The sequence below is a fragment of the Helicobacter sp. T3_23-1056 genome (assembly GCF_053654535.1).
Genome location: NZ_JBSIUU010000018.1, coordinates 1 through 14,089, shown reverse-complemented (window position 1 = coordinate 14,089; position 14,089 = coordinate 1). Strand labels below are relative to the sequence as shown.

At 38.8% G+C, this 14,089-nt stretch carries 16 protein-coding genes; 5 read left to right on the top strand and 11 right to left on the bottom strand.

All coding sequences use genetic code 11. The features are described from left to right. Window positions 1-179 precede the first annotated feature (179 nt). From ACWIUO_RS09605 to ACWIUO_RS09595, 3 genes are all read right to left on the bottom strand, one after another. Window positions 180-866 carry a uracil-DNA glycosylase family protein gene (locus ACWIUO_RS09605; RefSeq protein ID WP_454177685.1) on the bottom strand — a complete coding sequence of 229 codons (687 nt, stop codon included), beginning with the start codon at window positions 864-866 and terminating at the stop codon, window positions 180-182. After that, a complete protein-coding gene (locus tag ACWIUO_RS09600) occupies window positions 867-2,489 on the bottom strand; it encodes an NAD(P)H-hydrate epimerase (protein WP_454177684.1) in 1,623 nt (540 codons plus the stop codon). A 171-nt stretch (window positions 2,490-2,660) separates the two neighbouring features. Next, a complete protein-coding gene (locus ACWIUO_RS09595; protein ID WP_454177683.1) occupies window positions 2,661-3,614 on the bottom strand; it encodes a D-2-hydroxyacid dehydrogenase in 954 nt (317 codons plus the stop codon). Window positions 3,615-3,849: 235 nt separating this feature from the next. On the opposite strand from ACWIUO_RS09595, the gene ACWIUO_RS09590 reads away from it, so the two are divergent. Next, window positions 3,850-4,074, top strand: coding sequence for a hypothetical protein (locus tag ACWIUO_RS09590; RefSeq protein ID WP_454177682.1), 225 nt, complete (start codon window positions 3,850-3,852; stop codon window positions 4,072-4,074). A gap of 287 nt (window positions 4,075-4,361) precedes the next feature. On the opposite strand, the gene ACWIUO_RS09585 is transcribed toward ACWIUO_RS09590, so the two are convergent. Continuing rightward, window positions 4,362-4,853 carry a peptidylprolyl isomerase gene (locus ACWIUO_RS09585; RefSeq protein ID WP_454177681.1) on the bottom strand — a complete coding sequence of 164 codons (492 nt, stop codon included), beginning with the start codon at window positions 4,851-4,853 and terminating at the stop codon, window positions 4,362-4,364. Window positions 4,854-5,124: 271 nt separating this feature from the next. Between ACWIUO_RS09585 and ACWIUO_RS09580 the strand changes: the two genes are divergently transcribed. Beyond that, window positions 5,125-6,360, top strand: a complete 1,236-nt coding sequence (locus tag ACWIUO_RS09580) for a hypothetical protein (protein WP_454177680.1) — start codon at window positions 5,125-5,127, stop codon at window positions 6,358-6,360. A gap of 60 nt (window positions 6,361-6,420) precedes the next feature. Here ACWIUO_RS09580 and ACWIUO_RS09575 read toward each other — a convergent pair whose 3' ends face one another. The 5 genes from ACWIUO_RS09575 to ACWIUO_RS09555 all read right to left on the bottom strand — a co-directional run bounded on the left by ACWIUO_RS09575 (window position 6,421) and on the right by ACWIUO_RS09555 (window position 8,719). Then, window positions 6,421-7,065, bottom strand: a complete 645-nt coding sequence (locus ACWIUO_RS09575; protein ID WP_454177679.1) for a hypothetical protein — start codon at window positions 7,063-7,065, stop codon at window positions 6,421-6,423. 69 nt (window positions 7,066-7,134) lie between these two features. After that, complete coding sequence (locus tag ACWIUO_RS09570) at window positions 7,135-7,797, bottom strand: hypothetical protein (RefSeq protein ID WP_454177678.1); 663 nt, start codon at window positions 7,795-7,797, stop codon at window positions 7,135-7,137. Window positions 7,798-7,830: 33 nt separating this feature from the next. Then, a complete protein-coding gene (locus ACWIUO_RS09565; RefSeq protein WP_454177677.1) occupies window positions 7,831-8,208 on the bottom strand; it encodes a hypothetical protein in 378 nt (125 codons plus the stop codon). 90 nt (window positions 8,209-8,298) lie between these two features. Continuing rightward, a complete protein-coding gene (locus ACWIUO_RS09560) occupies window positions 8,299-8,529 on the bottom strand; it encodes a hypothetical protein (protein WP_454177676.1) in 231 nt (76 codons plus the stop codon). Between the two features lie 13 nt (window positions 8,530-8,542). Next, on the bottom strand, window positions 8,543-8,719 hold the full coding sequence (locus ACWIUO_RS09555; RefSeq protein WP_454177675.1) for a hypothetical protein: 177 nt from the start codon (window positions 8,717-8,719) through the stop codon (window positions 8,543-8,545). Window positions 8,720-8,847: 128 nt separating this feature from the next. Between ACWIUO_RS09555 and ACWIUO_RS09550 the strand changes: the two genes are divergently transcribed. From ACWIUO_RS09550 to ACWIUO_RS09540, 3 genes are all read left to right on the top strand, one after another. Continuing rightward, window positions 8,848-9,111, top strand: a complete 264-nt coding sequence (locus ACWIUO_RS09550; protein ID WP_454177674.1) for a helix-turn-helix domain-containing protein — start codon at window positions 8,848-8,850, stop codon at window positions 9,109-9,111. A 474-nt stretch (window positions 9,112-9,585) separates the two neighbouring features. Continuing rightward, the gene (locus tag ACWIUO_RS09545; RefSeq protein WP_454177673.1) at window positions 9,586-10,809 is read left to right on the top strand and encodes a hypothetical protein; all 1,224 of its coding nucleotides are present in this window, start codon (window positions 9,586-9,588) and stop codon (window positions 10,807-10,809) included. A 29-nt stretch (window positions 10,810-10,838) separates the two neighbouring features. Further along, window positions 10,839-11,000, top strand: coding sequence for a hypothetical protein (locus tag ACWIUO_RS09540; protein WP_454177672.1), 162 nt, complete (start codon window positions 10,839-10,841; stop codon window positions 10,998-11,000). A gap of 457 nt (window positions 11,001-11,457) precedes the next feature. Here the strand turns inward: ACWIUO_RS09540 and ACWIUO_RS09535 are convergent, their stop codons facing one another. Continuing rightward, a complete protein-coding gene (locus ACWIUO_RS09535; protein ID WP_454177671.1) occupies window positions 11,458-12,702 on the bottom strand; it encodes a sodium/glutamate symporter in 1,245 nt (414 codons plus the stop codon). Between the two features lie 725 nt (window positions 12,703-13,427). Beyond that, on the bottom strand, window positions 13,428-13,967 hold the full coding sequence (locus ACWIUO_RS09530; RefSeq protein WP_454177670.1) for a hypothetical protein: 540 nt from the start codon (window positions 13,965-13,967) through the stop codon (window positions 13,428-13,430). Window positions 13,968-14,089 lie beyond the last annotated feature (122 nt).

The window sequence follows — 14,089 nt, the reverse complement described above, 5'->3', positions numbered from 1 at the left end:
ATAAAAGATAGAAAAATTCTACATTTTGATGATAAGTCATTTGTAAAATCCTGCTTGCGCGCTCTATACAAACGCTATTTAATATAGATTTTCGTGCAAAATGCCCAAAAATATCCCAACAAAACAATTTTTCTAAAAAATCTTAGATACCTGCATTATGGGCACATTTTACGCGCATTCTACGCGATTTTGGCAAGCAGGGTTTGCAAATGCTCTAAGGTTTGTTTTTTTAGCGATGGATTTCGCAGTAGCTGGGGGAGTGAGTAGGTAGCGATTGCTTTTTTGCCTAGCAAATCTAGCACCACGCCTTTATGGCTAAAATCTAGCCCTAGCACCGCTTCGCACACCACCTCGCCAAAAAGCACTACGGCTTTGGCGGGGCTTTGTGATAGTTGGGAGATGAGGTAGGGTTTGCAAGAGGTTATTTCTTCTTGTGTGGATTGTTTGGTAGCGCATTTTAGTAGTGAAAATATACTAAAACACTCGGTTTTAAATACATTTTGTGCGATATTTTGGAGCATTTGCGCGCCTTTGGAGTCAAACAAAAACGGCATTGCAGAATTTGATTTTGCTTTCATATCGCCCATAGCAAACTCACTCACAAACGCCACCACACTATCATTTCGCACATAATCTAGCTTTGGCGTATCTAGCTTGCTTCTAGCGCAAAGATGACAGCTTTTGATTTGATGATTTAGGCTAGATTCTAGCTGTTTGCTAGGCATTATGCGTGGGGTATCTTGGGCGATAAACTCCACGCCAAAAGATTTGTTGAGGTAGAGTTCATAGAGTTTTTGTAGATTTTGCGCGCTATGTTGCGTATCTTGCGTGCTTTGCAAAAAATTGGTTTGAGAAAAATTTGTCATTTATAGATTCCCCAAATGCGTAATTAGCCCTAGTGGCGTTAGCGCGTAGGCATTTTTTTCTTTGTGAGAGGCTAGGGCGTGGGCGATAGAGCCATTTATCGCAGAATCTAGCGGGGAAAATCCCTGCGCTAAAAATGCTGCGATAACCCCGCAAAGCACATCGCCACTGCCACCTTTGGCAAGGGCTTGGCTACCTAGAGGGTTTATGTAGATTTTGCCGCCATTAGCGATTATGGTATTTGCACCTTTTAGTAGCAGGGTAGCCTGCGGATAGTTTTGGCTAAATTTTAATGCTAGGCTAAAACGATTTGCCACCACTTCTTCTATGTCGGCAGTTTGGTTAGAATCTTGGCTAGTCGTTTGCAAAATCCCACAAATCCTAGCAAGGCTTGCAAACTCTTTTGGGTGCGGGGTTAGCACGACCTTGCCCTGCAATGTAGAATCCTCTAAGATTTCGCATAATACCTCTGCATAGCACATATCCGCGTCAAATAACCCAAATGCGCAATTTTTTAGCGCGGATTTTATGGCATTTTGGATATTTTTATTGATTGTGGCAGATGCGCTTTTTTCTCGCGAAGTAGGATTTTGTGTGCTAGATTGACAAAATCCTAGCCCCATTCCCGCCACTAGCACACAACTTTTTGGCAGGGCAAAATCAAGCATTATTTCAGGGTTTGTAGCGATGATTTCACGCATTTGGGTAGAATCTAGCCTAAAATCTACTACCAAATCTTTGCTAGATTCTATATTTTCTTTAGTTTCTTTAAATTTATCAGCTTCATCAGCTTCATCGCTAGATTCTTGCGTGCTAAGGCATTTAGCGGGCAATAAACTTGCTTTGCCAGCTCCCATTGTTAGCGCGGCTTTGCACGCTAAGATACTAGCCCCCATCTTTTCTCCACACACGCACACGATATGCCCAAAATCCCCCTTATGCACGGCTTTTTTATCCCTAGTAGGCAGGGCTAAATCGCTTTTTTCTAGCAAAAAAAATGGGCTTTGCACCTCATATTCGCTACTAGCTATCCCCAAATCCCCAACTAAGACTTCGCCTACAAAATCCTTTGCATTATCGCTAAAAAGCCCCACTTTTAGCGCACCCATACTAAGAGTATAATCCGCCTTAAACGCCTCTTTTACCCGCGTATCAAAGCCATTGCTTATATCTAGTCCGCTCGGAATATCACACGCGATTTTTACCCGAGCGCAAGATTGCATTTGCCTAATAAGTGTGATAAACGCGCTATCTAGCTCCCCGCTAAACCCGCTCCCAAACAAACAATCCACCACCACATCGCAGGGCAAAATCTTTTTTGCCCACTCAACCTCGCACACTTGCGCCCTTTGGGCTTGGAGTTTGCATAGGGTGGATTTTGGCTCTTTTGCCTCATAGACGCGCACTAGATAGTCGCCTTTTAGCCTGCGTGCTAGCGCGTAGCCATCGCCTCCATTATCCCCGCTACCACATACGATAGTGATGACGCTTTTTTTGTGCGTTATGCGTGATATAAGCGAGGCTAGCGCGTTTGCGGCGTTTTCCATTAGGATTTCTTCGCTTAGCAAAAACTTGCTAATCGCTCTCTTGTCAAGATTGGCACTGCTTTGGTAAAGTCGTTTCATTTTGGCTTCTTTTTAGATTGTTATTTGCTAGATTTTGCGTCTTTGGTAGATTTTGGTGTGGCTTTTTGGTTTGCCAAATAGATTTTTAATCCAAATAGATTTTTAATCAATGTTAAGAGAATCTATTTTTGCATTTTTGGCAAACGCGCTCAAAGGTTTTACTCAAAGCCTTTATTTGTTATGCTCCACAAAATCAACGACATTTTTGATACTTAGTCGCACAAGATCTTTTAACGAGTCGCCATAAGCCCACGCGATATGTGGCGTAATGATTAAACGATTAGCGGTTTCATTTGTAAAATCTAAAAATGGGTGATTTTCCCTCATAGGCTCTGCTTCTAGCACATCTGCCCCATAGTAAAAATCCGCTCCATTTTTTAGCGCATCTGCCACCGCTTCTTCGCTTACGATTCCGCCTCGTCCTAGATTTAGCAATATCGCGCTTTTTTTTAGCAGGGCTATCTTGCTAGAATCTATGAGGTTTTTTGTCGCGGGATTTAGCGGGGCGTGGATAGAGATAATATCACATTGCCTTAGTAGTTCATCTAGCTCGACTCTTTTGGCGTTATTATTGTTGTTTTTGCCACTTGTGGAGGCATAGCACACTTGCGCATCAAATGCTTTTGCCAAATGCGCCACCCTCTGCCCGATACTGCCAAACCCTATGATTCCCCATTTTTTGCCCGCTAGGGATTCTCTGCCTACGCCTAGATGAGTGAAAATATCGCTTTTGCACCATTTGGCACTTTTGACATAGCTATCATAGTAGCGCATTTGACTAAGGAAATCTAGGGCTAGCGTGAGAGTGTGCTGAGCGACACTTAGAGTGGAATATCCAGCGACATTTTTTAGCTCTATCCCGCGTGAAGTGGCATAATCAATGTCGATGATATTTGTGCCTGTGGCGGTTACGCAGATGAGTTTTAGATTTGGCAATTTTTCTAAAATCGGCTTATCTAAAATCACTTTATTTGTGAGGATAATATCTGCTTTTTTTGCTCGCTCTATGGTTTGGGCATAGGTGGTGGTGGGGTATTGTATGTAGTTGCCATATTTGTTTAGCTCGCTTAAATCTGCTCCGCCTAAAGTCTTTGCATCTAGGTTTATGATAGTTAGATTTTGCATTTTCGCTCCTTTTTTTGTTGTTTATGTTGTGTCTTGGTGGGCATTTTGTGGGAGGTTATGTTGGATTTTAGTTTGGCTTGCATAAGCGGATTTCATCAAAGCTGTTTTGGAGTATTTTATAGAAAAATTAACAAAATATGAGTTTTTTATACAAATATTTCGCAAATTTATTTGGATTGATTAACCTTTTTTATGTTATAAATTCAGTTCTATTTCATTTTTTGAGGAGAATCTCATGAAAAAATTGGCTCTTTTTGCATTTGTAGCGGCTCTAGGCGTATTGTTTACAGGTTGTGATGACAAACCAAAACAAGAAGCTACTACCACAGAAGCTCCAGCGACTGAAGCTACACCAGCTCCAGAGGCTTCCACAGAAGCTCCAGCGACTGAAGCTACACCAGCTCCAGAGGCTTCCACAGAAGCTCCAGCGACTGAAACTAAGGCAGAAGAAGCTAAATAAATTTAGCCTTTTCTAACTCTTAGTTTTTTTACCTAGCTTAGAATCTTTTTAAGATTTTAGGCTAGGTTTTTTTATGCACTTTTTTAAGGCATTGCTAAAATATGTTTTAGATATTTTAGATTTTGGTTAAGGATTTTTAGAATCTTTGAAGTAATGTTTATAGACTCCAACTACGATTAAAACCTATGCTTAAGTCCTGCGCTTAAATACCCCCTCTTTACTCTACCTTTTTGACACACTTTATTTTCCCTCTTATTTCCCCCTCCCATTTTTTTGCTAGCTAGATTTTATTCGCTCAAAATCTCAATACGCACGATACTATCGCCCTGCTTTATGCTATCTAGCACCGCAAAGCTATCTTTATCCTCCGCGTCTATGCTACCAAACACCGTGTGCTCTCCATCTAAATGTGGCAAATCCACAAAACAGATAAAAAACTGACTTCCTCCCGTGTCGCGCCCAGCGTGCGCCATAGATAGCGCGCCTCTTTTGTGTTTGTGTGGGTTGTTTGCCACTTCACATTTGATAGCATATCCCGGACCCCCTGTGCCATCGCCTTTTGGGCAGCCACCTTGCGCTACAAACCCCGCTATCACGCGATGAAATGATAGATTATCATAAAATCCACTGCTTGCAAGCGTAGCAAAATTGCTAACCGCTTGTGGTGCAGCCTCCCCAAAAAAGCGGACAATAATATCGCCTTTGTTCGTGCTGATTTTGGCTTTTTGGTAGGATTTTAGCTCCTCTTTGCTTGGGTTAAATGTCTTTAGCTCTTTCATTGCTTGCTCCTTTTTTTATTTTTTTCTGTGCGATTGCACGATAAAGAGTGCTTAAAGCAACGCGTATTTTACCGATTTTGTCCTTAACTAGATTTTAATAGCAAGATTTTGATGACTACATTTTGGCTAGACTAAGCCCCCGATTAGCCCGACTAAAAGATTTTGCTAGCCAAAGTTTTTGCTTTAAAGATATTTATAAGACTTTTTGCGAGTTTGTCTTATGTTGTCTTTAATTTATCGTGTTTTTAAAATGCTTGATTCAAGGACGAATATGCGCACTATAAATGCTAAAAATCATATTGTTGTTTTGCTAGGGATTGTTTTTGTGATATTTGGGAGTTTTGCGAGCGCAGATTCACGCGCTAATTCGCAAAATCCAACTAGCCATAAAGTAGATTCTACCCCTGCCAATGCAGAATCTAAAACGCAATCTAACACAAAAGAAAAATCCCAAATCGCCAAGCAATTTGAAGCCATAAAAGAGCCACAAACAAACCCCCAAACCCCAAAGCCAAAATCCCCTCCCAAAATCCCAACCCACACACCAAAATCCCTACACCTCCCAGCCCCCAAAAAAGGCTTGCAAGACTTGCTAGTGATGCAAACAAGCCTGCCAAAAGATTTTCAAGAAGTGCAAAAAAGTTTTCCGTGGATTCGCTACATAGGGCTTGCTATGGTGAGTTTTGATGATGGTAGCTATCGTAGCGGATTTGGGCTATTATTGCCTGACAAAATCTTTTTGACCTCCGCTGAACTAGCACACAACGCCTCTGCCTACCCAAAAGAAATGCTACTAAAAATGCGCGATGATAGCGCAGGAAATCTAATCTGCATAGCCAAACTTCGACTAAAAGCCCTTGACAAAGGGCGTGGGCTAGCACTTTTTGAAGTGGAGCAATACACTGATGATTATTGCAATATCCGCGAAGAGAGTTTCTATCACGCAAGGCTTATGAAAAACAACGCTTATAACATCGCCAAGCCCTCTACACAAGCTAGCGATTATTTTACCGTTACTACGACTTTTAACAACCCTGACATAAGTGTGCTACGCGTAGGCAAGGCGGTGGCAAGCTCCATAGAGCTACCGATACAAAATGAGCAAAGAATCATTTTTGGGCGTCCGTTTTTTAGCCGAAGTGGCGTGCTACTAGGTATGGCAAGTATGCAAGAAAACGCCTTTAAACCGATGATTATTAGCAATGCCAAAATCAAAGAGTTTGTATGCTCTATGAGTGCTAGTGGCGTGCGACTCCCCGCAAGTATCAGCCAAATCTGTGCAAAAACCCCCGTATATGCTAGCAACTCAAAATCTAGCTTTACCACCAAGACACAATCTATCAAAAACTTTGTCCCAAAATCCAAAACCGATGTGCAAAAATTTAAAGAATATTTAGAAAAACAAGACGCCTGCCTAAGCGAGAAAAATGCAAACGAAGCAAGCTCTTTTAAAAATGGCACTTCTGCGACAAAATCAAGCGATTTTTATGAATGCAAAATCAATTAGCTAAGTTTATGGTTGAATTTCGCGCTACTTAAGTTGTATTTAGCCTTTTAAAAACTTGTTTTAGTTTGTTTGCGTAATTCTTTGTAGTAGGTTATCACAAATTGATATGTGTTCATCTATTATTACTTCTGCTTCGCTAGATATTTTTTCAAATTTTTCTATCTCGTGGATTTTATCATTTTGTATTTTTAAAATAAAATCATCTATATTTTTCACAGCTTCATCTAAAGATTTTATATAAACCTTCATATTTGTGAGTTTTTGCTTTTGTCCTAGCCTATGCCCAGCGTCCAAAAAAAGCATCAAATACTCTTCATTCATTTCTTTTTCTTGAGCATTGAGTAAATCTCCCTGCTCGCCAATTTTACGAAAAATATTTTCTACTTTATCTATCGAATCAAAAATGTTTGTTATCAAGTCTTTATGCTCTTTTTGAATCTTTGTTGAATCAAAATGCTCAGATATTGCATTTATTTTATCCATTTGAGATTCCATTTGTTTGCGCTTTTGTTCGACTTGCTCAAAATTGTTTAATGCGGTTTCTCGCCTGCGTTTATATTTATCCATTGCTTCATCTAGCCCCTCTATCGCAAGAGAAGTTTTGAGTTCGTGCGCAAAAATTGTCTTTTCATCAACACTAAAATCAACAATATCACACCCCATAAACAACATAACCACAAATACAAAAGCACTTAGTCTAAACATTCATACCCTTCTATATTTTGTGCTTGACACATAGAATCTAAATTTTTAGATTCTATGGCAAATTCAAATTTAGGATTGTTTCTTTTCTCGTAGCATTTTTCTAATCGTAGAAACAGCCTCCTCTGCGGCTTCTAATGACGCCCTATCCATATCCACAGCGATAGCAAGCTCTATTTCGCCCTGCACCTTGATAGAAAACATTTTGCCTGCTTTTTCATCTTGTATGCTAACAGAGCTAATATCCTTATAGAAAAACTCATTAGTCTTGCCAACATATCCATTAGGTTCTATCAAATTGAGTGATATTTCATTGACAAATATTTGGTTTTTCCCAAAATGGATAACCGCTGCTACCATAGGGTTGTATCGCATTACTTTGTCCTCACCCAATACAGAATCCTCAAATCTCTCCACATCTGCACCCATTACGATAAATGGCTCTCGGATAATGTCTTGTTTCTCTATACCAAGCCTATCTAGCGAACCTTTTGCTTTTTCATCTTTTAGCTCTATAAAAGACCTATCAATGTCCGCATCGCTAGGAAAAAGCGAAACAATATAATATATAACAGCACAAGCTATTAAAAAAATAAAGCCCCAGCCCCAAGAGCCATTCCAAAAGCAGGCAATCATAATCAAACCGCTTATGACCCCTGCCCCTATAAATTCTCCCTTACGCCAGCCCTTTATAAAACCTCGAAAATACATTTCCGCCTGCATTGGTGTTACCATTTTTTCTCCTTTTTTAAGTTTGGTTAGTTGATTTTAATATCCACAGTTTTTGAAAAATCTAAGCATAAACTGCGGAGATTCTATTTTTTGCTGTATAGCCATAATACTTTCAGCATTTTGCATTCTTTCGCTAAAAGATGAATCTATGATAAGTCGCACTTCCTCATCGCTAAAAGTTTGAGAAGCGGCTTTAGCAAGACATTTTGGCGCATCTTTTGGAAGCCTACTTTCCGTATTAACAAGTGGCAACATTATAGAAAATCCGCTCTTTAATTGAGATTCAAACTTTGCGCGTAAGTCTTGCGGGGTTTTTTTATTGTCGCAACTCGTCAATACAAACATACACAATATACCAAGAACGCAATAAACACTAACATTTAGCATTTTTTGATTTACTCTAAATAAGCACATTTTTCACTCCTTTTTAGTTTTTTTGCTTTGTTTGTGCTAAAGGTATAAAACTAACCCAAACTCTACCAAAGCTACTTACCCTTTTTATTCCTAACAGCCCTTTAATTCTTTTATGGTTTCGTTATCATAACCCCTGCTTTTAAGCACGCTTAAAATTGCTACATTTTCAGCAGACATCGAGCCGATACGAAGCCTAGAGATGAGTTCTTCATCACTAGCATTTTCATATCTCTCTTTACATTGAGCATTTTCATCTACATACTCTTTGGCGTGTTTATAGACTTCGTTTCCTACCTTTTTCGCTATGTCAAAAATTCCCATTTTGTGCTCCTTACTATTTTCCTGTTTCGTATACACTAGCTTTTCCACCAACAATATCCCACTTAATGTGCCTTTTGCAGTTTGTGCAAGTCATACTGCCACTAGATTTTGCTGTTGGACTTGAATTGACTTGCCTTGTCGCTAACAACTTGCCACATTTGCATTTTATATCTACGCTCACACTAGCCATTTTGACTCCTTTTTGGCTTTTTGTCCCCATAAATTTATCCCATAGGATATATAAAAAAGGATTCTATCTTAGTAAAGTGCAATAAGAAAATATCCCATAGGATAATTTATTTTTCTAAAGCTATAAAAATGGAGCAAAATTTCAGCAATGCCACCGATGAGGAAATCGCCTCATTTTATGCGCGAGTCTCTGCAAATGTCCGCTACTACCGCGAAAAAAGCGGAATCTCACAGCTAGACTTAGCCCTAGAGATAGGCATAAAATCCGTAGCGTTTTACTCAAACTGCGAAAACAACCGCTACGGCAAGCATTTCAACCTAGAGCATATCTACAAACTCTCAAAAGCCCTACAAATCCCTTTGTCAGCCCTTTTTGAGCCATTAAAAGCCTAAAATTTATTTCATAAATCTACATTTGTTTTTTGCTTAGAATCTATTTTTATAAAAACCCAAGATTTTGCCTAGATTGCAATTTTTTGCAATGTTTTTCAATGTATTGCAATGTGTTGTAATGTCTTGCGATGGCGCGCAATGCTTTGTCATAGCTTGTTTTGTCATAGCTTGCAAGGATAAATAGCGATTTTATAAGAATCTATTTAGGATTTTGCGTAAATCTATTTTTGCGTGGTTTGGCTAGATTTGGGCTAGATTTTGTGTCGTTTCGCACAAAATGGCTATGCTAGATTTAACAAATGCTAGAAAAAAGCTAATCCAAACAAGAAAATTTTATTGATTCATTTTATGTAAAGTAGCGAAATTTAGGCATAATGCAAGGATTCTATCTAAGATTTATCTAAAATCGTGTTAAAAGATTTTGAAGTCAATCGCGCTTCAAGCCACATAAAACCAAGACACAAAGGGAAGAAAATGAGATTCTCTAAACAAATACTTTCGCTATTATGCGTGATATGCTTTGTAATGTATTGCGCTGGGTGTGCCAAAAACAACACTGCCAATAATCCAAAGCCACAAAATGAGCCTATTTCACAGGATTCACAAAATCCGCAAAGCCCGCAAAATCCACAAAATAAGCCTCAAAATGCGACTGCTTCAAAAGAATCACAAAGCCCGCAAAACACGCCAACTTCACAAGATTCACAAGCTCGCCCCACGCTACAAAGCCCACTACAAAGCGCGCAAAAACGCGTAATATTTGCAAAAAATGGCGATAGCATTGACGCAAATAACTACCCAAACACGCTATATTTGAATATTATTTTTAATAATGATTTGCTTGTTGGCGGGATTTTTGACGAAGCGCAAAAACTCTACAAAAGCCCCGATAGAGAGCTACTCTACACGCTTGAAGGCGACACGCTAACTATCAAAAATATCCCACAAAATCAACACTTCACAATCACGCATTTTAGCGATGGCGATTTCAATATCTACCTTAGCAAAAATCCCACCAAAGAAGTCGCAATCGTGCTAAACACAAACAAATCGATGAGCAATTACATTAGCGCATTAAAGGGCATTGCGCCATTTGTGGGGGAGCATATTTTAGGCGATAGAAGCAAGCAGTTTGCCAAAATCTCACTTGTAACTTTTACTTACATACGACTTAGCGAGAGGGGGACTTTTTATGATGTGCAAGACTTTGCAAACACCCTAAATGGCGTAAATGCGAACAATATCGCCTCTAGTGATAATATGGTAAATCTGTCGCTCATTATGGGTATGCGACATTTCACCAACGCAAATGGGCTAAAAAAAGAGGTGTTTCTCATCACAGATGGCGCGGCAGATGACCCGCAAAATCTACAACGCGTGCTATCCACCGCAAAGAATCTAAAAACACATCTCACAGGCACAGACAAAGACAACTTGCTAAAAATCCATATTTTTGCCATTAAGCCGTTTAATTCGCGAAAATCTGCGAGCGAGAATGTAAGGCTTCTAAAAAATATCGCAAATGCCACAGGTGGCACATATAATGAAATAGAAAATGTAGTCGAGCTGAAAGAAAAAGTGTTGCTATTTAGCAATGATGGCAAGCCATTTGACAAAAAAGAAATAGGCAATGAAATTCGTATCATCGAAACGCACAAAATCGATGACCCTGATAAACCAAATGGGGATAAACAATAAAATAAGGTTGCGCCAAAGCAGTTTGTAGTATGATAAACAAAGTGGCAGTGATTTTGCGTTTTGCATTCACTGGCAAAAATACGCTTGGTTTTTGTGTGGTTTTAGGCATTTCTAGTCATCGTGTGTGGGCGACAAAGCAACTAAAGAGCGGACTAAAAAGCAAATACCCTAGCATAATCTTGCATAAATAAATAGTTGCTTATCTCAAAAGCCTTTCGAGTTGGCTGATATTGTTTTGCTTTGGTTAAGAATCCTCCGCTTCTTTACAAGCGTGCGTGATTCACAAAAAACTACATTATGATAATGTAGTGCAAAATGCGTGGAAAGATTTGCCAAAACTCATTGCTATTGCAGTAAATCTATGGCGACAAATTTTGCTAGCGTTTTAGAGTTTTATGAAAATTTATAAATTTTTGTGTCAATTTATGTGAATTGGTCATAATTTTTCGCTAAATCATTATTTTTTGTTTTAACCCAAATTAACCAAACTTAAGCCCGCATAAAGTAGCTTTGATTTATCAATCACACAAAAACAAGTATATCGCTACATATAAAAACTTTGCAAGAATTTATTAAAATTAAATTTGCCACACAAAACCATACAGACATAGCCTTATAAATAACGACTGCAAAACAATATCGCAAAATCTAAAGCATAGATTTTGCGATATTTAGAAATATTGTGATAATGATAGCATTTGTGATATTGCTGATAAATCCACCAACCAAAGGCACGACAAAAAATGCAATTTTGGAATAGTGGTATTTCTCGCAAACCGCGCTCATCGTAGCCATAGATACAGGCACAGCACCTAGCCCAAATCCACAATGTCCCACGCTTATAATAGCAGAATCATAGTTTTTGCCACAGCATCTAAAAGTAATAAAAACAATGAAATAATAAATAAACACACACTGCAAAAGTAAAATAGTGATTAAAGGCAATGCCAAAGAAGCTAGCTCCCATAATTTCATAGTGATGATTGACAAAGATACAAACAAACTTAGACAGACTGCGCCTACGATTTGGATACTCTCATAGAGTGCTTCTCTCTCTTTGATTGCTTGTGTGTCTTGTGGATTGATTGTTTGTGAATCTAATATGAGTCTTAGCAAAATCCCACCAAACATACTCATCAAATGTATAGGTAGGCTTATTTTTGGCAACAATGTATGAAATATTACAAAAAATACTTCGCCAATCCCACACGCCAAAAGCAAAATAAATACAGCCTTATGTGCTCTTTTTGCGCTGACAAAAGATTTGATTTTTTCGTTTATGCTTTTGTCGCTATCTTTTTCTGCAATGGAATTTTTATCCAATCCATATTTGGTTATCAGCTTTTTGCCAAGTGGTCCGCCCATTATGCATCCACTTATAAGCCCAAAAGTTGCTGCTGCGATAGCTACTTCTAATGCTCCCTCACCGCCCATCGCAACAGCAATGGGCGCAAATGAAGCAGAGTTGCCATGCCCTCCTGTTAATGGCGTGCTACCTGCCATAAGCGCAACAAGCGGATTCATACCCATCATATATCCTATGCCAAGTGCTAGTATATTTTGAAAAATTGCCAAAAGGGCTGCCAAAATCGCAAATATAATCACTAACTTACTACCCCGCTTTAGCAACACCAAAGAAGCACTTAAACCTGTAGCCGCAAAAAATACATTATAAAAAAACCTATTTATTACTTCATAGTCAAATGTAAATTGCAATATTTTGCTTGAGTAACAAATTGCTGTGAATATAGAAAAAATTGTCCCACCCACCACAGCAGATGGCAGACACCAAGTTTTTAGAATCTTTATCCTATCTCTAAAAAACTCCCCTGCATAAATCGCCAAAACAGCCAACATTAGCGTGCTAAAAATTCCAATATTAAGGGTTTGCATAAGTTTCCTTTTGTGCTTTGTGATATTGTTAGATATGCTTCAAATCACAGAATATCATAACATATTTGCTGTTTTTTTTGATTTTGCTTATTTTTGAACTGATAAATTACGATAAGTAACATAATTTAAAAATTAAGTTGTGTGATGCCAAATGGTGATTTTTAGAAGGTTTGTTAAAAAATGTTTTTGTAGTTTTTTGGGTTTTGAAGTTTTTGTGTGTTAAATATGCGATCTTGATTGTGCATATAGCAAAATCCTAGTAGAATCATTGTTGTTTTTGTCATTTTAGATTCTGCTAGATTTTAACATTTTTGCAAGACACCCTGCAATTTTTTTCACAATTCCCCCTCGCTAAATTTTTTTCTAAAGGCAAAAAGAAATAAGCAAAAAATACCCCTAAAATTTTGCCCGCGTCTTTGTGCGGGGCGGTTTTTGTGTGCGTGTGCGGGGGAGTGTGTAGCAAAATCGCGCATGCAAAAAAAAAGGGGGGGGGTAAAATGTGGCGTGAAAAGATTTATCGTGTGCGTGGCTAGTTGTTGTGGAGTGATATTTTTTTGTAGATTTTGCTTTTTGTGCATTTTGGTAGCAAAAGACTAGGCTACAAAAAAGACTAAATCTACCAAAATCAAAAATCAAAAAAAAGCAAAAACTAAGCCACCAAAAAGGCGCGGGTTATTTTATCGTGGCTAAGTAGCGTTGCAAAGATTTTATCTCTTGCAAAACTTTTATACTGCTTGTAATTTGCGTTGGGGGGGGGGAGTAGGGATAAACTCGCTTTTTGGGCTAGAATCATTTGTGCTAGACTCGCTTTTTTCATCGCTTTTGTCTGTGTCGTTTTTGGTGTCTTTGTCGTTTGTGCTAGATTCGCTTTTGTCTTGGCTAGATTCTGCCTTGCTAGAATCTTGCTCGTTTTTGTCTTTGTCGATTGGATTTTCTTTTGGATTCTCGCTTGGTTGTCCTTGCGTGGTGTCTTTGCCCTCGCTTCCTGTGTTGTCTTTGGGATTTTCAGGCGTTGTCGGTGTTGTTGGCTTATTTTTTGGCTTCAAATCCCCAAAAACACTTACAAAATTTGGCAAAAGATAATCTAAATCACTTCTTAGCACAGCTTTGCCCCCTGGGCATACCTCTTGGCAAGTTGGGCAGTTTAGGCAATTATTATTTATGACAAGTGGGCTAACTGATGGTATAGCCCCCTCGCCTAAAGGGCAGCAGTTTTGGCACGCTCCGCAAGCTACGCAGTTGCTAGGGTTGTATTGTAGGCTCATTTTACTTCCTTTGTGTTGGTTTTAATCACGCATAAAAGGCGTTTTTTCTTGCAAAATCTCGCCTTTTGTTTGTGATTTTATGTTGTTAGATTCTTGCAATTTTGGGTTTTTAAACTCAAAAT

Bases quoted from the DNA above. Each gene is read 5' to 3' on its own strand.
- ACWIUO_RS09575 (WP_454177679.1), bottom strand. From the start codon at position 7,065: ATGTTTAGACTAAGTGCTTTTGTATTTGTGGTTATGTTGTTTATGGGG.
- ACWIUO_RS09555 (WP_454177675.1), bottom strand. From the start codon at position 8,719: ATGGCTAGTGTGAGCGTAGATATAAAATGCAAATGTGGCAAGTTGTTA.
- ACWIUO_RS09535 (WP_454177671.1), bottom strand. From the start codon at position 12,702: ATGCAAACCCTTAATATTGGAATTTTTAGCACGCTAATGTTGGCTGTT.
- ACWIUO_RS09530 (WP_454177670.1), bottom strand. From the start codon at position 13,967: ATGAGCCTACAATACAACCCTAGCAACTGCGTAGCTTGCGGAGCGTGC.
- ACWIUO_RS09565 (WP_454177677.1), bottom strand. From the start codon at position 8,208: ATGTGCTTATTTAGAGTAAATCAAAAAATGCTAAATGTTAGTGTTTAT.
- ACWIUO_RS09560 (WP_454177676.1), bottom strand. From the start codon at position 8,529: ATGGGAATTTTTGACATAGCGAAAAAGGTAGGAAACGAAGTCTATAAA.
- ACWIUO_RS09580 (WP_454177680.1), top strand. From the start codon at position 5,125: ATGCGCACTATAAATGCTAAAAATCATATTGTTGTTTTGCTAGGGATT.
- ACWIUO_RS09570 (WP_454177678.1), bottom strand. From the start codon at position 7,797: ATGGTAACACCAATGCAGGCGGAAATGTATTTTCGAGGTTTTATAAAG.
- ACWIUO_RS09545 (WP_454177673.1), top strand. From the start codon at position 9,586: ATGAGATTCTCTAAACAAATACTTTCGCTATTATGCGTGATATGCTTT.
- ACWIUO_RS09600 (WP_454177684.1), bottom strand. From the start codon at position 2,489: ATGAAACGACTTTACCAAAGCAGTGCCAATCTTGACAAGAGAGCGATT.
- ACWIUO_RS09550 (WP_454177674.1), top strand. From the start codon at position 8,848: ATGGAGCAAAATTTCAGCAATGCCACCGATGAGGAAATCGCCTCATTT.
- ACWIUO_RS09590 (WP_454177682.1), top strand. From the start codon at position 3,850: ATGAAAAAATTGGCTCTTTTTGCATTTGTAGCGGCTCTAGGCGTATTG.
- ACWIUO_RS09585 (WP_454177681.1), bottom strand. From the start codon at position 4,853: ATGAAAGAGCTAAAGACATTTAACCCAAGCAAAGAGGAGCTAAAATCC.
- ACWIUO_RS09540 (WP_454177672.1), top strand. From the start codon at position 10,839: ATGATAAACAAAGTGGCAGTGATTTTGCGTTTTGCATTCACTGGCAAA.
- ACWIUO_RS09595 (WP_454177683.1), bottom strand. From the start codon at position 3,614: ATGCAAAATCTAACTATCATAAACCTAGATGCAAAGACTTTAGGCGGA.
- ACWIUO_RS09605 (WP_454177685.1), bottom strand. From the start codon at position 866: ATGACAAATTTTTCTCAAACCAATTTTTTGCAAAGCACGCAAGATACG.